This is a genomic window from Caballeronia sp. DA-9, assembly GCF_051615025.1.
GTDB classification, from domain to species: domain Bacteria; phylum Pseudomonadota; class Gammaproteobacteria; order Burkholderiales; family Burkholderiaceae; genus Caballeronia; species Caballeronia sordidicola.
On sequence record NZ_CP195132.1, the window covers coordinates 1,820,182 to 1,840,227 of the forward strand.

Consider the following 20,046-nt stretch of genomic DNA (forward strand, 5'->3'; position numbering starts at 1 on the left):
GAAGGCATGGAAGACATGAAAGACCAAGGAAGATTCGCGCAAGAACTCCAACAACAACGGCAAAGGAGCAATCATGACGAACCCCGGCTCACCGGCGGCAAACACTGCAAAGGCTGCAAGCACGTCTTCGAGCAAGAAGGATCAGCCGTATTTCGATCCGACGCCCTATGGCAACGGTCCTGATGACGCCATCGATGCAACCCTGACCGACGAAAGCGCTGCGATCACGCATCATTCGGCGGTGATCGGCGGGAAGAAGATCGACTACACGGCAACGGCGGGGCATCTGGTGATTGTCGACCCAAGCAGTTCGAAGCCCAACGCCAAGCTTTTTTATGTTGCGTTCACGCAGGACAACCAGACCGAGGAAGCGCGGCCGCTGACGTTTTTCTATAACGGCGGGCCGGGTTCGTCGGCAGTTTTCGTGCTGCTCGGTTCCTACGCGCCGATGCGCATCAAGACGTCGACGCCCGACTTCACGCCGCCCGCGCCGTATCAGATGGAGGACAACCCGGACAGCCTGCTGGATAAAAGCGATCTTGTGTTCATCAATCCGGTTGGCACCGGGTATTCGGCGGCCATTGCGCCGAACAAGAATCGCGATTTCTGGGGCGTCGATCAGGATGCCGATTCAATCAAGCAATTCATCAAACGCTTCCTGACCAAGAATAATCGATGGAATTCGCCCAAGTTCCTATATGGCGAATCGTATGGAACGGCGCGTAGCTGCGTGTTGGCGTATCGCTTGCATGAAGACGGCGTGGACCTGAACGGCGTCACGTTGCAGTCTTCCATTCTCGATTACACGCAGACGGGAAATCCGGTCGGCGCACTGCCGACCGCTGCTGCCGACGCATGGTTTCATAAGAAACTCGGCGTACATCCGCGGCCTGCCGATCTGCTTGAATTTTCGGAAGAGGTGGCGCAATTTGCGCGCACGGATTACATAGCGGCGTTGCGCAAGTTTCCGCAAACCGACAACGATACAGTGGAGAAACTCTCTGAATACACAGGTATCGATAAAGCCACGCTGATTGCATGGAGCCTGGATATCGCTTCATACGACAGCCGCGGCAACTCGCTTTTTTTGACCACGCTGCTCAAGTCGAAGGGCGTGGCGCTCGGTTCCTACGATGGCCGCGTGACCGCTATTTCCACGGGCATTGCGGGAAAGATCGATCCGAATTCCGGCGGCAACGACCCGACCATGACGGCCGTGACCGGCGTGTACACCGCCATGTGGAACCAGTATCTGAACGAGAAGCTGAAGTTCACGTCGACTTCGTCCTTCACGGATCTCAACGACCAGGCTTTTCTTAACTGGGACTTTCATCACAAGGATCCGACCGGGGCGGAAAAAGGCATGGACGACAAGGGCAACATCGTCCTTTATACCGCGGGCGATTTGGCCGCGGTGATGGCGTTGAACATCGACTTGAAGGTGCTTTCGGCGAATGGCTTCTATGATTTTGTCACGCCGTTCTATCAAACGGTGCTGGACTTGCAGCAAATGCCGCTCATCGATAAAACCGTGCGCGAGAATCTCTCGGCGAAATTTTATCCTTCGGGTCACATGATTTATCTCGATGGCGGTTCGCGCACGCAACTCAAGGCGGATCTTGCGAGCATGTATGAAGCGGCGACCGCGAATCATGAGGCGATGAGCCGTATTCGCGCACTGCAGCAACGCAAGAAAAGCTAGCGGTTGCATTGAGCGGCATTGGCGGGAACGCGGCTTGCGAACGAATGGCGAGCGCATGTCAGATGCGTCAGTCCAATTGCATACTGGAGTTCCCCTCAATGCCGACTTCGAAGAAGAATGGAGGCGCAACCGCGCCTTCGAAAGACACCAGCGCCGTTGCGCGCACACCGTCGCAGAACAACACCAATCCCAAGCTGGATAGCCTGGAGCAATTTCGCTCCGACGCGACCAACCAGGCGTTGACGACCAATCAGGGCGTCAAGGTCTCCGATAACCAGAACACCCTTAAAGTTGGTCCACGCGGTCCGTCGCTGCTCGAAGATTTCATCATGCGTGAAAAGATCACGCACTTCGACCACGAACGGATTCCCGAACGGATCGTTCATGCGCGTGGTTCCGCCGCGCACGGTGTATTCAAGCCGTACAAGGCTCACACGGACCTGACGAAGGCCGCATTCTTGTCGGATCCGAATAAGGAAACGCCCGTTTATGTGCGCTTCTCGACGGTGCAGGGTTCGCGCGGTTCCGCCGATACCGTGCGCGACGTGCGCGGTTTCGCCGTCAAGTTCTACACGGACGAAGGCAACTTCGATCTGGTGGGCAACAACATGCCGGTCTTCTTCATTCAGGACGCCATCAAGTTTCCTGATTTCGTGCATGCCGTGAAGCCGGAGCCGCACAACGAAATGCCGCAAGGCGGTTCGGCGCACGACACGTTCTGGGACTTCGTCTCTCTCGTACCCGAATCAGCGCATATGGTGCTGTGGACCATGTCCGATCGCGCAATCCCGCGCAGCCTTCGCACCATGGAAGGCTTCGGCATTCATACGTTTCGTCTGGTGAATGCAGAGGGCAAGGGCAGGTTCGTGAAGTTTCACTGGCGCCCGACCATCGGTTCCGCATCGCTCTTGTGGGACGAAGCGCAAAAGCTTGCTGGCAAGGATTCGGACTTCCACAGACGCGATTTGTGGGAAGCAATCGATATGGGCGACTATCCGGAGTTCGAACTAGGCGTGCAGATCGTGGAAGAGGATCAGGAGCATTCGTTCGACTTCGACATCCTCGATCCGACCAAGATCATCCCGGAAGAAATCGTGCCGATCGCCATGCTCGGCAAACTCACGCTGAACCGCAACCCGGACAACTTTTTTGCGGAGACCGAGCAGGTCGCTTTTTGTCCGGGACATATCGTCCCGGGTATCGATTTCTCGAACGATCCACTGCTGCAAGGCCGTTTGTTCTCATATACCGATACGCAAATCAGCCGTCTTGGGGGCCCGAACTTCCACGAAATCCCGATCAACCGGTCGCTCGCGCCGATGCATAACAATCAGCGCGACGCGAAACACCGGATGACGGTGAATCGCGGCCAGGCGTCGTACGAGCCGAATTCCATCGATAGCGGCTGGCCGAAGGAAACGCCGCCGGCCGCAAGCGGCGGTGGTTTTGAAACGTATCCGGAACGCGTCGACGCCGTGAAGATCCGGCAGCGCAGCGAGTCATTCGCGGACCACTTTTCGCAAGCCACGCTGTTCTGGAAGAGCATGACGAAGCCGGAGAAGGATCATATTGTCGGCGCGTATTCGTTCGAACTGAGCAAGGTCGAGCGCAAGTTCATCCGTGAAAGGCAACTTGGAATCCTGGCGAATATCGATAGCGAACTCTGTGCGCGAGTGGCTGAAAACTTGGGCCTTCCCGCACCAAAAGCCAATGCGACTCCAGAGCAACTGGGCAAATCGTCCATCGAACAATCGCCAGCGTTGAGTCTTGTAGCCAAGGCGAAACCTTCGGTGAAGACGCGCAAGGTCGCGATCCTCGCCGCCAAGGGAGCGGACGTTGCTAGCATCAAGGCAATCAAGGACGCGCTTGCTGCCGAAGGCGCGCACGCGAAAGTCATCGCGCCGAAACTGGGCACGCTGGGCGACGGAGTCGAAGTCGATGCGACCATTCTCGCCTTGCCATCTATCATGTTCGATGGCGTGGTTGTCGCCGGCGGCGCGGCGAGCGCCAAGCTGCTGTCGGAATCCGGCGATGCGCGTCATTACGTGCTCGAAGCATTCAAGCACCTGAAAGCGATCGGCGCAGTGGGAGATGGCGAGGATGTGCTTGCCGCCGCGCATCTGCCAACGGGCGACGAAGGCGTGAGCGTTGGCAGCGACGCGAAGAAGGTCATGAAGGCGTTCATCACCGCGATGTCAGGGCACCGGGTCTGGTCGCGTGCGGAGAAGGCGGAGACTGTGCCGGCCTGATTTGCGTTTATAGCGGCAGTTGATAAAAGAACCCGCGATGGATTTATCCATCGCGGGTTCTTTCATTCAATCAGGCCCAAATCGTTTCAACCCTTGCTTAGCGCTCGTTTTACTGTCCGAAATAAGTCGAGCGCGCACCGTCAGGCTGAGCAACAAGCGCACGCGTTCCAGCCGCGGACGAACCCGTCACCGACGGTCCATAAGACGTCGCCATCACGCCTTGACTTGTTTCCACGCGCTGCTCGGCGGCCTGCGTCTGCGCGGGGTAGCTCGTGTGATCGCCTTCCACGTTATAGCCCGAGCGTTCCATCTGGACCAGATCCGCCTTGACTGCGGCGCGGGTGACGGTGTCGCTGGATTGCTGCGCATTGGCGAGCACGGGTGCGCCTAATGACGCTGCAAGCACGACTGCGGGAATAAGTGTTTTGAGCATGGCGGTGTCTCCTCGATTGTCCTTGCTGCTAGCGCGCGTCTTTGAAAACCGGGCGGTTTATCGAAAACGCACGACACATGCCAAAGTGTAGGCACGCAAGAGGCATTTAATTAACGCTGAATTTCGCTAAATATTGTTGTGAGCGCCGCAATAATGACGCATTACTTCTCGATTAACGAAGCCTTACGTGAGCACTGTGCCAACTCGGACGATGCGTTGTTTCACGATCCTTTATTGGCCTCGTCACCGGGATTTGCGACACTGGCGATCCTCATCAAACAGGCGTGCATTGCGTCGTTTCCCTGGGGAATTGCTCATGGCTTCACGAAGGACGCTCATCGCGATAAAACCGCCTGACCTGGTGCACCGCGCGGCATTATTTCTCCTGTTGTTTCTGATCTGCGTTTCGGCGAACGCTTCGCCGAATGCGTTGTTAAATACCGGTCAACCAAGGCCATTGATTGTCGGTGCGGTCCTGGGCGCCTTGCCGCCCATGGAAATGAGTAATCCGAATGAATCGGAAAATTCGGTGCGCGGCGTGTCCGCGGATTTTGCGCAGCACATTGCAAGCGCGTTGCAAAGGCCGCTTCAATGGCAGACTTTCGCCGACCGCAGCGCGATGATCGACGCATTGCGTCAGCATCGAATAGATATGGCGGCCGGCGCAACCGGTAATGATGGTGGCCCCGCATTGCTCTATAGCCGGCCCTATGTCGCGACCAAGCAGGTTTATGTCGAGCGCCGTGTCGGTGGTGTTCGCACAGGAAGGCTTGCTTATGTGGAGGCGCAAACGTCGCTGCAACGGTTGCGAAGTGCATATCCATCAATGCACCCGGTCGCTTGTCGCGATGCGCTGAGCGCGCTGCTCGCGGTCTCCCTGGGCGATGCAGATGCTTTTGTCGGCGATCTCGTCATCGCAAGTTATGCGGTCGACCACTTCGATCTGATCAGCCTGACGCTGTCCGGCTTCGCACCATTCGACGAAGCCGGCTACAGCTTTGCGTTCGCCGCCGACGCTACGGGCGAAGCGTTACGGCGTCGCGCGGACGCGGCGCTCGCCGCATTGCCGGCCCGTTTTCTCATGGAAGTGCGTGCGCGATGGGGCGTCGCGGCGAACGTGACGTTCACGCAACCACTCGAATTGAGCGAAGCGGAGCGTGCCTGGATCGCGGCGCATCCCGTCATCGACTACTCCATGTACGCGGATGCCGCGCCCATGACTTTCCGCGATTCGAACGGCAAACCCGCGGGACTCGCCGTCGATATGCTGTCGGCTATCGGCGCATTGACCGGGCTGACGTTCAAGGGTCACTTGCGCGGTTCGACCGAAGCCGTCACCAAAGATATCTTCGATGGCGACGCTGCCCTGATTGCCTACGGACTGAGTACGGGACAGATTCCGCCGCAGTTCGTGCCGAGCAAGCCCTATGGCGAAGGCGTGCTTGCGATCGTGACGCGCACGGGAACCGCGCCGCTTCGCGACGCGCGCGCGCTCGACGGAAAACGCGTTGCGCTATGGCGCAATCATGCGTTGATGACCATGTTGCGCGAACGTGTGCCTACTGCGCGGATCGTGGAGACATCGCCGATTACCGGCCAGTTCGACGCCGTGCTGAACGGCGACGCGGACGCGACGATCATCGACATGACGTTCGCGAACTATGCGGTAGGCAATCCGTACCGCGACAAGCTCGCGATCACGGGCGCTTTCGCCGATCAACCCGTACAGCACGGATTTCTTATCGCACGCGGCGAGCCGATGTTGCTTTCGATCGTGAACAAGGCCGTCGCGCAGATGCAACCCGCCGAACTCGACGCCATCCGCCGCCGATGGCTGCTGATCGAACATCCCGAGAGCCAGTGGGAGCGGCGGCGTCCGCAAGTCATTTTTGGCGCGCTGCTCGCGGTGGCGCTGCTTGCATTACTTGCCGGCTGGGGTGTATCGCTCAAACATCAGGTCGCTCGGCGACGTGCTGCCGAAGAGGCGATGCGGCGTGCCAGAAACGACGCCGAGAGCGCCAACCGCGCGAAGTCGGCGTTCCTTGCCGCGATGAGCCACGAGATCCGCACGCCAATGAACGCCGTGTTGGGCTTGCTCGAACTCGAGTTGCGCAGTCCGGGCGACCGGGCATCGACTGTCAAGGCGCTGGGCACGGCGCACGGCGCGGCGCGCGATCTGCTCGGCATGATCGACGACATTCTCGACATGGCGAAGATAGAAGCAGGGCGGCTGGCATTGACGCCTGCGCCGATGGAACTCGGCGCGTGGGTGAAAGGCGTCGCGGCGATCTACGAACCGGCGACGCGTGTGAAGGGCTTGACGCTGACAGTGCGTGCAAGCGGCGAGCGCGAGCACGCGTGGGTCATGGCGGATGCGTTGCGGCTGAGGCAGGTGCTCGGCAATTTGTTATCGAACGCGATCAAGTTCACCGATGCCGGCGAGGTCGCGATCGACTATTCGATCGCGCTGACGAACACGCGCTGCGCGTTCATGCTCATTGTCTCCGATACCGGTCTCGGGATTGCGGCGGATCAGCAGGCGCGCTTGTTCGCGCCGTTTACGCAAGCGCGTCAGGAGCGGCCTGGGCGCTTCGGCGGAACCGGCCTGGGACTCAGCATCTGCAGGCGGCTGATGACCATGATGAACGGCACCGTCACGTTGGAGAGCACACCGGGGCAGGGCAGCCGGTTCACGGTCAAGGTGAGCCTACCGGTCGCCGTGCCGCCCGCCGACAAGCCGGCCAGCGCTTCCGAAGATACTGAAACTCCCGTGCGCGCGGGTCTGCGGGTACTGGTCGTCGACGATCATCCGGCCAATCTCATCCTGCTCACGAGCCAGCTACAAAACCTTGGCTGCGAGATCGAAACGGCCAGCGAAGGCGCAACTGCTTTGGCGCGATGGGAACAGCAACGGTTCGAAGATTCGCCATTCGACCTGATCCTGACCGACTGCTCGATGCCCGTGATGAGCGGCGAGGACCTCGCCCGCGCGATCCGCAAGCGCGAAGCCGGATTCGAACGCATGCACGCCGGTTTGCCGGTCGCGCGGATACCCATTGTGGGCGTGACGGCGAACGCGCAGCGCGAGGCCGTCGATCTTGCGCTCGCGGCGGGGATGACGCAGTGCCTCGTCAAGCCGCTGGGACTCGACGCGCTGCGCCATGCGCTCGTGCTCGCCGCGCAGGAGCCCGGCGCTGCGCCAGAAACGGCGGAGCATGCGTCACCGCACGCGTATGCGAGGTTTTTTCCGGTATCGGATGCGCCGATCCGGCTTTCGAAGCCTGCCACGCGAAGGCGTGCCTATGGTCCAGCGCGGGCTTTCCCATCGAATACGATCGGCCGGCAAACGGTGATGCCACCGCCGTATGCCCCGGCACAGCCTCACGAAAACCATTCCGCGCTGGCCGTCGTTACGCCCGCGCCCCGTTTCGATGCAGACCTTCTGAAAAGCTACGGCGCTCAGGCCGCGCCGCTCATCGATGCACTGAAATGGGCAAACCTGCTCGATCTCGATGAATCCCGCGCGGCCCTCGCTGCGAGCGACTTTCGCCGGGTGCAGGAGCTTGCGCACCGCATGAAGGGCGCGGCGCTGGTGATCGGCGCAACGCCTTTCGCCGACGCCTGCATTGCGTTACAGCGCGCGTGTCTTGAGCGCGGCGCGCATCCGTCTGACCTGACCGCAATCAACGACGCCTACGCGCGCTTGAACAAGGAAGCGTCAGCGCTGGATACGGCGCTGACGCAACACGCCGCGCTGGCACAGGACGACGGCTGACGTCTATATTTGTTGCCGACTCCGGGTTCACCATTAATGTTCATTGCCGTTATCGAGACGCGCATGTGTTTTAATTAGGCCCTCCTCTCGCTCCGACATTGGCCGCGCTGTTTTTGGCGCGGCACGCTTGCCGAATGAATAGAAGGCCTTCCTCGCATCACCGGCATGGTTCTCTCCTGGCGCTTGCCGCCGCGTGGTTCCTGCTCGCCGCCTGCAGTCTTGCTCACGCCCAGAAGCCCGGGTTGCTGGATCCGCGCGTGACACAGTCGACTATCGTGGACACGATCTGCCGTCCCGGTTACGCCGACGACGTCCTGCCTCCGTTCGAGACCCTGCAGCGACAAAAGGAACAATTGCTCAAGCAACGCCGTGTGGACCCGGCTGCCGCGTCGCAATACGCACTCGATCACCGCATGCCGATATTGCTTGGCGGCTCCCCCACGGCGACAGCCAATCTGGATATTCGCCGCTGGGATGGCCGCGCGGGCCAGCGCCGCAAGGAGCGGCTTGCCGTGTTCCTGAAGCGCTGCGTGTGTACCGGGGACTTGTCGCTCGCGGCGGCGCAAGCTGCCATGAGCGGTGACTGGTCCAATCAATTCCGGAATTTATCGAGTTCCACGTGTACGGGTGGTTAAGTGTTGTCGTTGTGACCGCTTGGTGGCTGCCGGTTGTCCATCGTGGCTGATGGACAAATAACGCCAGCATGCGGCACGGCGTCACACCTTAGGTAACGCTGCGCCATCGAGCAGATGGGCGGCTACACGTTCGCCCAATACCGGCCCAATGCTCATTCCCACGCCGCTGTGCATGAACACGCCCGTGATGTTCGCCGCCGGGCGCAGCACGGAAAAAGGTGCGTCCGACGTGCGGGTCCGTGCGCCGTAAACGCCTTGCCATCGCTCTATAACTTCAAGCTCGCCGCCAAGCGTGTCCTGCGCGAGCGCGAGCAGCATGTCGTCGACAGATGCCGCGTTGAAGGGCGACGGATCTTCAGCGTAATCATGCGAGTCGCCAATAATCATGTCGCCTGCCGGAGTCGGGCTTGCCAGCAAATGAATGCCATGTTCGAGCAACGTGGGTTCTCGCGTGGCGATTTCGTCATGCAGCGCGGCGGCTTCGGGCAAATCCGAAAATGCGCCGTAATGCAGGCAGCTCAGACCCGTCAGCACGGAATGATCGAGGGCAAAAGGCTTCGCCAACCTGACGCGGAGCATCTGCAAACGGCACACGCGTGGGTCGATTGCCGCAAGCGCGGGCGCAAGCAACGACAAATAATCATGTCCCGCGCACACGACCACGTGTTCCGCACGCCACGCGCCAGCCGTTGTATCGATCACCCCGTCATCGATCTTCCGCACCAGCGTCCCAAAGCGAAAATCCACGCCATGCGCGCGGCGCAAGTAGCTGATCAACGCCGGTATCGCCTCGCGTGAAAAGACCTGCAGGTCGGCGCGGCCGTGCATGGCGGCATGGTGTTTGCGGAAGCGGCCATCGTAGAGATCGTTTAGCGCGGCGCGCGGCAACATGGCGGCGTCGTAGCCCGATTCCCGGGCGCGCGTTTCAGTGAACGCCTCCATGACGCGGGCTTCGGCCGGGCTGCGGGCGAACATCAGCGAGCCTGAACGCCGCGTGTGCAGTCCCGCTTCGCGCGCCCAGCCAAGCCATATTTCCCGCGATGCCAACGCGAGCGCATGCATTGCGCCCGGCGGCTGGCCGGTGACCAGCACCATGCCGAAGTTGCGAATGGACGCGCCGAGCGGCGTGCCGCTACGCTCGAAAACAGTCACGCGCAAGCCGCGCCGCGCGAACGCATAAGCGTGCGCCAGTCCGAGAATGCCGGCGCCGACAATGGCGACATCGGTATGAGGGGAAGTTTGGGTCGTCGTCATGGGCATTCATATTTGCGTACTACAATACGCGCGGTTTCATGTCTTTCAATCGATGCGACCCGCCTTGCTCCAAGCAGCCGGTCACCCGTTGGTCCAATCGCTTTTCATTCATTGCCGGCACTGTCCGGTGGTCCCGATGCTTGCCGAACAACGTCATCCCTTCAGGCGAAAGCCTTCCGTTGTAAAACCTACGCTGAAACCTACGCGCAGGCTTTTGAGCCGATTCGAGCGAAGCAGTTACCACGCAATGTCAAGGTCCAGCCGTCCCAGCAGAAAGCTTCGCACGAAATCCTCTTCTACTTTGTGACGTCAACAGAATAAAGATCCTTGGCATGATATGCGGGACTCGGTTTAATGGCGTTAATCTGCCAGCAAGCGCCGTTCAACTTTGTCACGTCGACCGATGACAATCCTCCACTTAGTCAACTGCATCTACCCTTAAGAATAGGTTATGAGTCTGAAAATTTTCGGCTCGACTTTGCTCGTGCTCTTGGCAATTTTTGTCGTTGGCCTCCTTGGATATAGCGGTGCCACTGTCGGATCCAAACTCTACTTCCTTGCGTTGGAGCGCACATGGCCTTCGACCGAAGCAACAATCACGTCAACGCATACGATCTTCAAAACTCTCAAATACGGAAGCCATTTGTGGGCGCCATCATGGACATATACCTACATCGTGAACGGTAAGTCATACAGCGCCGAGAGCTCCAGCATTCCTCACGCATACGACGCGAACTGGTACCGCTACGAACACGCCGCGGAACGAGATGGCCTATCGCGACCGGTCGGCTCCGCTGTCCATGCGCATTATGATCCAAGCAATCCGTTGCGCTCCGTCCTGGATCGGGCGACCTTCGATCTAGAGGACGCCATCACCCTGTCGATCTTTATTCTGGTGCTTGCGAAGACTGTGGACTTTGTTCGCTCGGGGCGTCGGCGCACGCGGAATCGATCGTCATGATGTAATAGCGTCCCGCGATTGGCGCGGATACTCCATCATTCGGTGACGATCAAATGGCTGCTTTGGGGCGGGCCAATTGTCCGTTCAGGGTCGCTTCCCGATGCATACTCTATTTCCACTAACGTCTACTTCCGATTCCCATGCGCGAACGTGCTTCGGCCAGGCTACTGATCACCACGCCAAAGATGGGTCCATCACGTCGGGTAAATCCCGGTTTTTCCGCGATGCGCCGCATTGCCGAACGCGACGATGCGTCCAACTGTCAGTCTTGCGGCAATGCCGCGCGACGCACGCTCGGTTCGCCGGCGTTGTCGTTGATGGTGGCAACACAGCGTTGCGCGCATCAGGTCAACGAGCGCGCATCGAATACGCCGCATCGGCACGGTCCAGGATGCGGCAGCGGACGCGGCTCGAACCCGAAGCTGGCGGTCGCATCGAAACAGGGCTTGAAGAGCAACGAGGGCGGCCGGCCCCGGATGATCAGTCACTGAGCCGGTGCATGTGATGCCAACTCGCCGCCGCGGAAACGATCAGGCGATCGACGGCGGATGCGTCACGATGGACTTGAGTTCACGCGATGGTTCTGCGAGCGCGTGCAGGGCCGGCGTAGGACGCGCCAGAGCATCGTCGCTCGCAAAGGCCGTTTCGAGCGCCTCCGCGATGTCGAGCAATCGCGCATCGCCGCGCAGCGCGCCGACCAGTTGAATGCCGAAAGGCACGGCCGCATGATCGACGCCGCATGGCAGAGACATAGACGGGTTCGTCATCATCGACATCACATAGGTAAGGCCGAGCCAGCGATAGTACGTATCGAGCGGCTGGCCGTTGATCGCGTCGAGATGCCACTGCCGCCACGGGAACGCCGTAATGCACACCACTGGCGACATGATGACGTCATAGTGTCGCGCCTGCTCCTGAAAGCGACGATATAACGCGGTTTGCGTGGCATGTGTCGAGACCGCATCCGCGAGCGACATCGACGCGCCCATTTCGTAGTTCGCGCGCGTGTTCGGACCCAGCAGTGCGGGATCGCGCTCATAGGTTTCGCGGAACTGCGCGACGAACTGCTGCGCGCGAATGACGTCGAAGCATCGGTCGATTCCGTTCAGATCAATGTCGACCGGCTCGCATACTTTCACATGACGTCTGATGGCTTCGACCTTTGCATGAAACGTCGCGCGCGTTGCGTGGTCGAGCGCGCAGGTGCCGAAGTCGTCCGTATAGCCGATGCGAAGCGTCGATGCGTCCAGCGCATGGCCGCGCAACGGCTCGATGTCGTCACGATAGCTCAACGGATCACGCGCGTCGTATCCGGCCTGCGCGGCGAGCAACAGGCGCACATCCGCGACGTTGCGCGCCATGGGGCCGCTTACCGTGAGCGGCGACCAGCCAAGCTCGCGCCGATCGCTCGGAACGAGCCCCGGCGATGGCCGGAACCCCACGACGCCGCATAGCGAGGCTGGAATGCGCAGCGATCCGCCAGTGTCGGAGCCGGTGCAAAGCGGCAGCATGTCGGTGGCGAGCGCTGCCGCGGACCCGCCGGACGAACCGCCTGCGTTCAGCATCGGCGCGAACGGATTGCCCGTCGCGCCCCACACGACGTTGCGCGTATTCGCGCCCGCGCCCATTTCAGGCGTGTTGGTCTTCGCCGTGACGATCGCGCCTGCCGAACGGATGCGCGCCACCATCGCGTTGTCGCGCGCGGGCACGTTGTCGCGAAAGAGCGCGGAGCCATACGTGGTCAGCACGCCTGCGGTCTCTTCGAGATCCTTCACGCCGATCGGCAGTCCGTGCAGCAGCCCAAGCTCGCCGCCGCGCATCGCCATGTCCTCGGCGCGGCGCGCTTCGATGCGCGCACGTTCGAAGCAGCGTGCGGCGAGTGCGTTGATCGCAGGATCGATGGCTTCCATCCGCGCGATACACGCATCGAGCAGTTCGACCGGCGACAGCTCGCGTGCGCGGATGAGCCTGCGTGCTTCGACGGCGGAAAGTGTCGTGAGCGAGTCCAGAGCCATATGGAATGTCTATGTGTCTAACTGTCGAGCCGGTTCGTCATGCGGCTTGCGCGGGCAGCGTCTGCTCCACGCCCTTGACGATCGCATCGCGTGTGTTTTCCAGATGCGCGCGCGTTTCTTCGAACGCCGCCTGTTCATTGCGCGTGCGATAGGCGTGGAGCAATCCGGCGTGTTCGCGATTGTTGCTGTTCATGATCGCATCGTCTATATGCATGGCCAGCGAAACATAGGGCCGCGCGACGAGCGACAGGCTTTTCACCATGTCGAAGAGCCGCGTGCCGCGTTCGCCGGACATGAGGCATTGATGGAACTCTTCGTTGAGAATGGCCCAATGCTCCGACGACGTGGTGGCGCACATCGAGTCATGCACCTGCTCGGCTGCCGCGAGCGCCGCATCGCTGGCATTGAGGCACGCGCGCGCGGCAAGCATGGGTTCAAGCACCATGCGCAGTTCATAAATCTCGCTCACGTCCCTGGCGCTGAGCGCGCGCGTAATGACGCCCTTGTTCGGATCAATCGAGACCAGTCCTTCCGCGCGCAGATCGCGAAACGCTTCACGCACGGGCGTCGTGCTGACATTCAGGCGCTTCGCGATTTCCTCCTGGCGCAGCCTCGAATTCGGCTCGTAGACGCCCGCGAGTATCTCGGTGCGCAGTGTGCCCAGCACATACTGCGCAATGGTGCGAAACGGCTGCGTCATGGTGGTCTCCGTGTCTTGTTATGCGGGTACGGTGCGCGCTTCGAACCCGAGCATTGTTTGGATCGATGCCGCCAGGCGCAGCAGCTTCATGTCTTCGTGCATGGCGCCGACGATTTGCAGGCCGAGTGGCAAACCCGCTTCGCTCCAGCCGGAGGGCAGGTTCATCGCGGGCGCGCCGACGAAGCTCCACGGTGCGCAGAAACGCGCATCGCCCGTATCGGCATGACCTGCGGGCGCTTCGCCGCTTGCGGGAACGGTGAGCAGCGCATCGCAGCCTTGCAAAAGCGCTACGGATTGCGCGCGCACGGTCGCCTGCAGCATCAACGCGTCCTGATACGTCGAAAGCGGCGTGGCCGCGCCTTGCGCAAGCAACGCGCGCATCTGCTCGCGAACGAGCGCGGGCGCGCGCTCACCGATGTGTCCGATTGCGCGATAGGCTTCGACCGCAAGGATTGTGAGTGTGGCTTCGCGCATCGCACGCAGATCCGCTGCGAGTTCGACTTCGACTATTTGCGCGCCGCCGTCACGCAGCCGTTGCAGGGAAGCATCGAAATTGTCGCGCTGATGCGGCGCGATGAGGTCGTCCCAGAACGGCGTGCGGATCACGCCGAGCTTGATCTCTGGCGCTGCGCCAAAGTGTTTGCGCCAGGATGTTTCATCGTCGAGTACAGCGTGTGCGCCTTCGACGAACAGCGCGTGAGCGACCGCGATGTCTTCCACCGAGCGCGCAAAGAAGCCCACATGATCGAGCGATGCCGCGAGCGGATGAACGCCCTCCGTCGCTATGTTGCGATACGTAGGTTTGTAGCCGACCACGCCGCAATAGGCCGCGGGCCGCACGACCGAGCCGACCGTTTGCGTGCCGATGGCGAGCGGCACGATGCCCGCCGCGACCGCTGCCGCCGAGCCGCTCGACGAACCGCCCGGCGTATGCGCGCGGTTCCACGGGTTGACGGTGGCTGCGGGATCGCGCCACGCGAATTCGGTCGTCGCGGTCTTGCCGAACACGACACCGCCGAGCGCGCGTATCGACGAAGCGATGCTGGCGTCGCGCGCAGGGCGATGCCCCGCATAGGCGGCCGAGCCGTAGCAGGTCGGCATGTCGCATGTATCGACGAGATCCTTTACGCCGATGGGTACGCCCGCAAGGGTACGCGTGCACGCATCGCGCACGGCATACACGTCCGGCCGATGCACGAACGCGCGAAGCCACGGTTCGAGCGTATCGGCGCGTGCCTGCGCCTCTTGCAACGTGGCGCGCGCCGCTGCTTCGTTGTGCCGGTTTGCGAGAATCGTTGCAATCAATGAACACGGTTGGCCGCTCATCGTTCATTTGCTCGCGGTGCTGGTCTTGCTCACGGCCGCAGCGAACGAGTTGTCCACGCCGTTTGCGTAAGTGATCGCGCCCGGCTTGATGTTGCCGATCGATTCCTGCAGCGCGAGCGCATTCCTAAACGCCTGTTCGGAGATATCGGGCGTCGCCGCATAGATGTTCTGATCGATCAGCCGCTGCACCGCCGAATCGACGATCTTCGGATCGAGCGAAGGAAACTCCGCGCGCGCCACTTCCTTCGCCGTGTCGTGCGAGCTTTGAATGATGGCCTCCGCTTCGCCGATGGACTTCACGAAGGCTGCGACCATCTTCGGCTTGCCCTTGGTGGTCGAGCTCAGCGTGTCGATGGTCGAGAACGCATAGCCGCCGGGATACGCCTTCGGGAAGGCATAGACGATTCGATAGCCTTGCGCGAGTCCCGTTTCCACCTGCGGCATGTAGAGCGCGGCCGCGTCCGAGCGGCCCGCGCTCACCGGCGCGAGTTCGGTGCCGATCTGCACCGTGTTCATCTTGACGTTCGCGAGCTTCTGTTCAGCGATCAGGCGTTGCAACAGATACGTGCTCGTGGAGGGCGGCAGCGCCGTCGCCACGCTCGTGCCCGCGAGGTCGCCCACGGTTTTGACCCTTGAGTCCTTCGGTGTGATGACCCAGACCGGCACGCCCGCAACGACGTTCGCCACGTTCACGAGCGATGCGCCCTTGAGATTGGCGAGCATCGCGGTCATGGGATCCTGAAGCGAGAAGTCCGCGTGTCCGCCGATGACCGCGGCCACGCCCGCCGCGCCGCTGCCTGCGGTGACCTTCTGCACGGCGAGACCGTTCTTCGCGAAGAGGCCCTTGTCGATCGCGACATAGAGCGGAAGATATTGAATCGACTGGAATGCCTGATAGATGACGACCGGCTCGCCCGACTGCGCATGCGCGGGCCCTGCGCCGAAAGCGATCATGCAGGCCGTGGCGAGTCCTGAGAACCAAGCGTGTGTCTTTTTCATTTTTTCTTCCATGAAATGATCTTCGCTTCCGCGAGTTGAACGATCCAGCTAAGAACCGATGCCATCAGTGTGAGCACGATGATGCCAAGCCACACGGTGTTGAGATCGAAGAGCGACCCCGCGACGAAGACCGCGTGTCCGAGCCCCGCCTGCGATGCGATGTATTCGCCGACCACCGCGCCGATCAGCGCGAAGCCGATGTTCACGCGCAGCGTCGAGAAGATCCACGGCAAGGCGCTCGGCAGGATCAGCTTCGTGAAGATCATCGAGGGCTTCGCGTGAAACGATTTGAAGAGGTTGAGCAAGTCGCGATCGACTTCGCGCGCTGCCGCGCACGAAGAGATCATCGCGACAGCGAAGGTGGAAATGCCCGCGAGCCATATTTTCGATGTCGCATCGGAGCCGAACCAGATGACGATGAGCGGTCCCAGCGCAATCTTCGGAATGCTGTTGAGAATGACCGACAGCCCTTCCGCGGCCCCTGAAATAGCGGGCAAAAACCACAGCAGCAAGCCAAGGCCGACACCGAGTGCGCTGCCGATCGCCAAACCCGCGAGCGTCTCGTACAGCGTGACCCACGTGTCCGTCGCGAGCGTGCCCTGCTTCAGTCCGATCACGGTGGCGTCATAGATCCCCATGGGCGAGCCGAGCAGCTTGCCGTTGATCCACCCGGCGCTTACGGCGAACTGCCACGCGACGACCAGCGCAACGACGATGCCGATCACGGCGCTCGTCGTGCCGAGCCGCGCGGATTGGCGTCGTGCGGATTTCCGCTTGCCCGCGACGGGCGTTTGCAGAACGGCTTCACTCATGATCGGCTCCTGCGAGCGCGCGTTGCTGCCCGCTGCGTTCGGTGTTCGCGGATGCGGTGTGTCCACGCAAACCGTTCCATACGCGCGCGTGGAACGAGCGGAATTCGGGGGCCTCACGCGCGGATACGGCGGTGCGCGGGCCATGCGTCGTCAGCACGATATCGATTTCGTCCTGAATGGTCGCGGGCCGGCCGCCCAAAAGAATGACGCGGTCGCTCATCGCAATGGCTTCTTCGATGTCGTGCGTGACGAGCACCACGCTCGTGCCGCTTCGCTCGCGCAGCGTGATGATGTCGTCTTCCAGCGCAAGACGTGTTTCGTAATCGAGCGCGGAGAAAGGTTCGTCGAGCAGCACGACCGTGGGATCGACGAGCAGCGTGCGCGTCAACGCCACACGCTGGCGCATGCCGCCGGAGAGCGAGTGCGGATACGCATCGGCGACCGCGCCGAGACCGTAGCGCGAGAGCATGTCTCTTGCGCGGGCGATATCGTCGGCGCGCACTTTGCGATGCAGTTCGACCCCGAGCAGCGCGTTCTGCAGCACGGTGCGCCACGGCATCATCAAATCTTTCTGCAACATATAAGCGATTCGGCCCAGCGCGCCATCCGCGCGTCCGCTGATGCCGATATCGCCGGATTGCGGCGTGAGCAGCCCCGAGATCAGATTGAACAGCGTGCTCTTGCCTGCGCCGCTGCGTCCGACGATCGAGACGATCTCGCCGTGCCTGACCGAAAAATCGAGCTGCTCGAAGATGCTGACGCTCGCGCCGTCGGGCATCTCGAACGCGTGACTGAGCTGCCGCACATGCAGCGGGTCCGCGAGCGCCGTGCTTGCGGATGATGTCGATCCCTTCATGTTCGTCCTCGTGAGGTCGTACAGTGTGTTGGTGGCAGGATGCGATGCACAACACATAATGCACAATCAAAAAAACGCGTTGCACCGCGTCAAAAAAGAATGCGCACGCGCTGTGTGGCAATGGAGTGTGCATGCCATTGGTGCATCGCATGCCCCTGAAAAAGGCATGGTCCGGTGCGATCTGTCCGTTCGTCTCGAGTCCGCTGCTGCTTCCTGCGATCGGCCTCCTGCTCACCATTCCGATCTATGTGTTGGTCGCGCTGCCTTTCGCCGTCTGCGCGCTTCGAGCGTCTGCAATACGCTCGGACGAGGCGCGACCTCGTCACCCCGTTCATCGTGGTGGCGATAAAAGCCGTAACTTGTTGCCATTAAGTCGCACGCGTCGGTCGGTCCAGTTGCGCGCGAATCGCATCATCGAGTGAGGCATTTTGGATTCCTACTAAAACGGGTTAATACGTCGCCCGCTTTTGCACGAATCTGTCAGCCCTTGGCAGGTGGCACGCGCTAATGCGGATCATTTTTCCGTCAGCCGTGCCAAGAGCGCTACCAACCGGCTGGGTGGCTCCCCTTTTTGGCAATAGGCGTCGAACTCGTGATCCGTTAGATGCCGGCGTACCTCGTGCTCGTCAAATGCGGTAAAGGCAATCATCGCTACATGGCTCGTGTGAGCGTGGGCGCGAATCAACTTCGCAGCCTCGTAACCGTTACATTCCGGCATTGAGATGTCCATGACAACCACATGTGGAGTCCATGCAATCGCAACATCAACAGCCTGCTTTCCACCGTATGCTGTCCGTAGTTCGAGATTTTCAAACTCCAAATACATGGCTAGTGCATCGGCAGCGTCCTGGTTATCGTCCACGACAAGAACGCGAAAGCGGTCGACACCCGACGTAACTTTCCGTCCTGTCCAAAGTCTTGCGCGCGCTGATTGCCAGGTCATTCTTCAACTCCACCAGTTGTTTCGTCACGGATACGCGCTCATATGAGACATTTCAAAGCAATCGTGAGACCTGTTCTTCACCAAGCTCAGGATATTGTCCCAAAATGAGTGTTAGCCCTCTTTCATCGTCCATATGAGTGATTCACAAAAAAATCCAGGTATGACCGCAGCGATCGCGCGAGACGTTGCGATGGTGGGCGCAATTAGCTCAATCCCAGCGATTCTTCGGGTGATCTGTAAAAACACAGGAATGGGGTTCGCCGCCGTAGCGCGCGTAACGGATTCGACGTGGACTGCGTGCGTGGTACATGACGAACTTGGTTTTGGGCTACAGGCGGGCGGACAGTTGGAAGTGCGGGCAACGATCTGCCACGAGTCGCGCAATAAACGCGAGCCGATTGTCATCGATCGTTTCAGCCACGATCCAATGTACGCGCACCATCGTGCAGCGCGGATCTACGGTCTCGAAAGCTATATTTCGGTGCCGATCATCCTGTCGACGGGTGAATACTTCGGGAACTTATGCGCAGTGGATGTAAAGCCTTCCCAGCCCTCTGACGAACGGATGATGAAAATGGTTGAGGCGTTCGCTGAAGTGATCGCTCTGCAGATCGAGAACGAAGGTCGACGAGAAATTGCGACGCGCTTAGCCGAGCGCCAACAAGAGGACGGACACCTGCGAGAGCAATTCATTGCAGTACTTAGCCATGATCTGCGTTCGCCCTTGGCGGTGGTGAGCGCAACAGGGGAACTATTGACTCTTCGAAAAGCAGACGCCGACCTGGTGAGCATGGGAGCAAGATTACTTGTGGCCGCGCGCCGAATGAGCGCATTGATCAACGATGTCATGGATTTCGCGAGAGGAAGGTTGGGTGCGGGCATCGAGGCAGATATTGCACCTGAGCCTGAACTCGGAACCGCTTTGCACGAGGTCGTCAATGAGATAAAGATCGCCCACGCCGACTGCTCGATTGTCGCCGATATTTCGGTCGACCATGTGGCGTATTGCGACACGACCCGCCTTCAGCAACTACTGGCCAACTTGCTTTCGAACGCGGTCTTCCACGGGTCGCCGGATCAGCCGATAACGGTTAAAGCAAATCTTGCAAATGAGATATTGGAATTGAGTGTGCATAACGGCGGCAACGCGATCACGCCGGAGTCGATGGCAAAGTTGTTTGAACCATACTGGCGCCCAAAGAACGGCAAGCCAGGAGGCGGCCTCGGACTGGGTCTCTTTATTTGCAGGGAAATCGTGAAGTCCCACCACGGAACGTTGAATGTGTCGTCGTCCGACCAGTCCGGAACGATCTTCACCGCAAAGGTGCCGATCAAACCCCATCGATACCAGCAGAGTCGCACTTAGCCTCGTGTGTTGACGGCCGT

General features: G+C 60.4%; 18 protein-coding genes. 9 read left to right on the forward strand and 9 right to left on the reverse strand.

The genetic code is table 11. The features are described 5' to 3' along the window. Window positions 1-73 precede the first annotated feature (73 nt). Complete coding sequence (locus ACRWA7_RS14590; RefSeq protein ID WP_438391598.1) at window positions 74-1,702, forward strand: S10 family peptidase; 1,629 nt, start codon at window positions 74-76, stop codon at window positions 1,700-1,702. 98 nt (window positions 1,703-1,800) lie between these two features. After that, window positions 1,801-3,951 (forward strand): catalase HPII, encoded by a 2,151-nt coding sequence (gene katE / locus ACRWA7_RS14595; protein ID WP_438391599.1) that lies wholly within the window; start codon window positions 1,801-1,803, stop codon window positions 3,949-3,951. A gap of 109 nt (window positions 3,952-4,060) precedes the next feature. On the opposite strand, the gene ACRWA7_RS14600 is transcribed toward katE, so the two are convergent. After that, the gene (locus ACRWA7_RS14600) at window positions 4,061-4,384 is read right to left on the reverse strand and encodes a DUF4148 domain-containing protein (RefSeq protein WP_060818154.1); all 324 of its coding nucleotides are present in this window, start codon (window positions 4,382-4,384) and stop codon (window positions 4,061-4,063) included. Window positions 4,385-4,537: 153 nt separating this feature from the next. Here ACRWA7_RS14600 and ACRWA7_RS14605 point away from each other — a divergent pair, with 153 nt between their 5' ends. The 3 genes from ACRWA7_RS14605 (at window position 4,538) to ACRWA7_RS14615 (ending at window position 8,794) form a co-directional block, all read left to right on the forward strand. Next, window positions 4,538-4,741, forward strand: a complete 204-nt coding sequence (locus tag ACRWA7_RS14605; RefSeq protein ID WP_438391600.1) for a hypothetical protein — start codon at window positions 4,538-4,540, stop codon at window positions 4,739-4,741. A 142-nt stretch (window positions 4,742-4,883) separates the two neighbouring features. Next, window positions 4,884-8,159 (forward strand): ATP-binding protein, encoded by a 3,276-nt coding sequence (locus ACRWA7_RS14610; RefSeq protein WP_438391601.1) that lies wholly within the window; start codon window positions 4,884-4,886, stop codon window positions 8,157-8,159. Window positions 8,160-8,293: 134 nt separating this feature from the next. Then, window positions 8,294-8,794, forward strand: a complete 501-nt coding sequence (locus tag ACRWA7_RS14615) for a hypothetical protein (RefSeq protein ID WP_438391602.1) — start codon at window positions 8,294-8,296, stop codon at window positions 8,792-8,794. A gap of 81 nt (window positions 8,795-8,875) precedes the next feature. Here the strand turns inward: ACRWA7_RS14615 and ACRWA7_RS14620 are convergent, their stop codons facing one another. Further along, on the reverse strand, window positions 8,876-10,054 hold the full coding sequence (locus ACRWA7_RS14620) for a TIGR03364 family FAD-dependent oxidoreductase (RefSeq protein WP_438391603.1): 1,179 nt from the start codon (window positions 10,052-10,054) through the stop codon (window positions 8,876-8,878). Window positions 10,055-10,499: 445 nt separating this feature from the next. Between ACRWA7_RS14620 and ACRWA7_RS14625 the strand changes: the two genes are divergently transcribed. Then, window positions 10,500-11,009, forward strand: coding sequence for a DUF3592 domain-containing protein (locus ACRWA7_RS14625; protein ID WP_438391605.1), 510 nt, complete (start codon window positions 10,500-10,502; stop codon window positions 11,007-11,009). Window positions 11,010-11,149: 140 nt separating this feature from the next. After that, complete coding sequence (locus ACRWA7_RS14630) at window positions 11,150-11,500, forward strand: zinc ribbon domain-containing protein (RefSeq protein ID WP_438391606.1); 351 nt, start codon at window positions 11,150-11,152, stop codon at window positions 11,498-11,500. A 39-nt stretch (window positions 11,501-11,539) separates the two neighbouring features. Here the strand turns inward: ACRWA7_RS14630 and ACRWA7_RS14635 are convergent, their stop codons facing one another. Genes ACRWA7_RS14635 through ACRWA7_RS14660 form a run of 6 tightly spaced genes read right to left on the reverse strand, consistent with a single transcriptional unit; the run spans window position 11,540 to window position 17,717 of the window. Then, entirely contained in the window at window positions 11,540-13,024 is a 1,485-nt protein-coding gene (locus ACRWA7_RS14635) for an amidase (RefSeq protein ID WP_438391607.1), read from the reverse strand. A 37-nt stretch (window positions 13,025-13,061) separates the two neighbouring features. Beyond that, window positions 13,062-13,724, reverse strand: coding sequence for a GntR family transcriptional regulator (locus tag ACRWA7_RS14640; protein WP_060818158.1), 663 nt, complete (start codon window positions 13,722-13,724; stop codon window positions 13,062-13,064). Between the two features lie 18 nt (window positions 13,725-13,742). Further along, window positions 13,743-15,050, reverse strand: a complete 1,308-nt coding sequence (locus ACRWA7_RS14645; protein WP_438391608.1) for an amidase — start codon at window positions 15,048-15,050, stop codon at window positions 13,743-13,745. Window positions 15,051-15,053: 3 nt separating this feature from the next. Further along, a complete protein-coding gene (locus ACRWA7_RS14650; protein ID WP_438391609.1) occupies window positions 15,054-16,049 on the reverse strand; it encodes an ABC transporter substrate-binding protein in 996 nt (331 codons plus the stop codon). Next, window positions 16,046-16,861 (reverse strand): ABC transporter permease, encoded by an 816-nt coding sequence (locus tag ACRWA7_RS14655; RefSeq protein ID WP_438391610.1) that lies wholly within the window; start codon window positions 16,859-16,861, stop codon window positions 16,046-16,048. The genes ACRWA7_RS14650 and ACRWA7_RS14655 overlap by 4 nt, the downstream gene beginning before the upstream one ends. Then, window positions 16,854-17,717: an ABC transporter ATP-binding protein gene (locus ACRWA7_RS14660; protein WP_438391611.1), complete on the reverse strand. Its 864-nt coding sequence runs from the start codon at window positions 17,715-17,717 to the stop codon at window positions 16,854-16,856. Before ACRWA7_RS14660 ends, ACRWA7_RS14655 begins: the two co-directional genes overlap by 8 nt. A 149-nt stretch (window positions 17,718-17,866) precedes the next feature. Between ACRWA7_RS14660 and ACRWA7_RS14665 the strand changes: the two genes are divergently transcribed. Further along, a complete protein-coding gene (locus tag ACRWA7_RS14665; RefSeq protein ID WP_438391612.1) occupies window positions 17,867-18,139 on the forward strand; it encodes a hypothetical protein in 273 nt (90 codons plus the stop codon). Window positions 18,140-18,231: 92 nt separating this feature from the next. Here the strand turns inward: ACRWA7_RS14665 and ACRWA7_RS14670 are convergent, their stop codons facing one another. Then, window positions 18,232-18,660 (reverse strand): response regulator, encoded by a 429-nt coding sequence (locus ACRWA7_RS14670; RefSeq protein ID WP_060818164.1) that lies wholly within the window; start codon window positions 18,658-18,660, stop codon window positions 18,232-18,234. A gap of 160 nt (window positions 18,661-18,820) precedes the next feature. Here ACRWA7_RS14670 and ACRWA7_RS14675 point away from each other — a divergent pair, with 160 nt between their 5' ends. Continuing rightward, the gene (locus tag ACRWA7_RS14675; RefSeq protein ID WP_438391613.1) at window positions 18,821-20,026 is read left to right on the forward strand and encodes a GAF domain-containing sensor histidine kinase; all 1,206 of its coding nucleotides are present in this window, start codon (window positions 18,821-18,823) and stop codon (window positions 20,024-20,026) included. Window positions 20,027-20,046 lie beyond the last annotated feature (20 nt).

Excerpts from the sequence above, each read along its gene's own strand:
- ACRWA7_RS14630 (WP_438391606.1), top strand. The coding sequence starts at position 11,150 with ATGCGCGAACGTGCTTCGGCCAGGCTACTGATCACCACGCCAAAGATG.
- ACRWA7_RS14645 (WP_438391608.1), bottom strand. The coding sequence starts at position 15,050 with ATGAGCGGCCAACCGTGTTCATTGATTGCAACGATTCTCGCAAACCGG.
- ACRWA7_RS14605 (WP_438391600.1), top strand. The coding sequence starts at position 4,538 with ATGACGCATTACTTCTCGATTAACGAAGCCTTACGTGAGCACTGTGCC.
- ACRWA7_RS14640 (WP_060818158.1), bottom strand. The coding sequence starts at position 13,724 with ATGACGCAGCCGTTTCGCACCATTGCGCAGTATGTGCTGGGCACACTG.
- ACRWA7_RS14615 (WP_438391602.1), top strand. The coding sequence starts at position 8,294 with ATGAATAGAAGGCCTTCCTCGCATCACCGGCATGGTTCTCTCCTGGCG.
- ACRWA7_RS14675 (WP_438391613.1), top strand. The coding sequence starts at position 18,821 with ATGACCGCAGCGATCGCGCGAGACGTTGCGATGGTGGGCGCAATTAGC.
- ACRWA7_RS14600 (WP_060818154.1), bottom strand. The coding sequence starts at position 4,384 with ATGCTCAAAACACTTATTCCCGCAGTCGTGCTTGCAGCGTCATTAGGC.
- ACRWA7_RS14650 (WP_438391609.1), bottom strand. The coding sequence starts at position 16,049 with ATGAAAAAGACACACGCTTGGTTCTCAGGACTCGCCACGGCCTGCATG.
- ACRWA7_RS14665 (WP_438391612.1), top strand. The coding sequence starts at position 17,867 with ATGCCCCTGAAAAAGGCATGGTCCGGTGCGATCTGTCCGTTCGTCTCG.
- ACRWA7_RS14625 (WP_438391605.1), top strand. The coding sequence starts at position 10,500 with ATGAGTCTGAAAATTTTCGGCTCGACTTTGCTCGTGCTCTTGGCAATT.
- ACRWA7_RS14620 (WP_438391603.1), bottom strand. The coding sequence starts at position 10,054 with ATGCCCATGACGACGACCCAAACTTCCCCTCATACCGATGTCGCCATT.
- ACRWA7_RS14670 (WP_060818164.1), bottom strand. The coding sequence starts at position 18,660 with ATGACCTGGCAATCAGCGCGCGCAAGACTTTGGACAGGACGGAAAGTT.
- ACRWA7_RS14635 (WP_438391607.1), bottom strand. The coding sequence starts at position 13,024 with ATGGCTCTGGACTCGCTCACGACACTTTCCGCCGTCGAAGCACGCAGG.
- ACRWA7_RS14590 (WP_438391598.1), top strand. The coding sequence starts at position 74 with ATGACGAACCCCGGCTCACCGGCGGCAAACACTGCAAAGGCTGCAAGC.
- ACRWA7_RS14610 (WP_438391601.1), top strand. The coding sequence starts at position 4,884 with ATGAGTAATCCGAATGAATCGGAAAATTCGGTGCGCGGCGTGTCCGCG.
- katE (WP_438391599.1), top strand. The coding sequence starts at position 1,801 with ATGCCGACTTCGAAGAAGAATGGAGGCGCAACCGCGCCTTCGAAAGAC.
- ACRWA7_RS14655 (WP_438391610.1), bottom strand. The coding sequence starts at position 16,861 with ATGAGTGAAGCCGTTCTGCAAACGCCCGTCGCGGGCAAGCGGAAATCC.
- ACRWA7_RS14660 (WP_438391611.1), bottom strand. The coding sequence starts at position 17,717 with ATGAAGGGATCGACATCATCCGCAAGCACGGCGCTCGCGGACCCGCTG.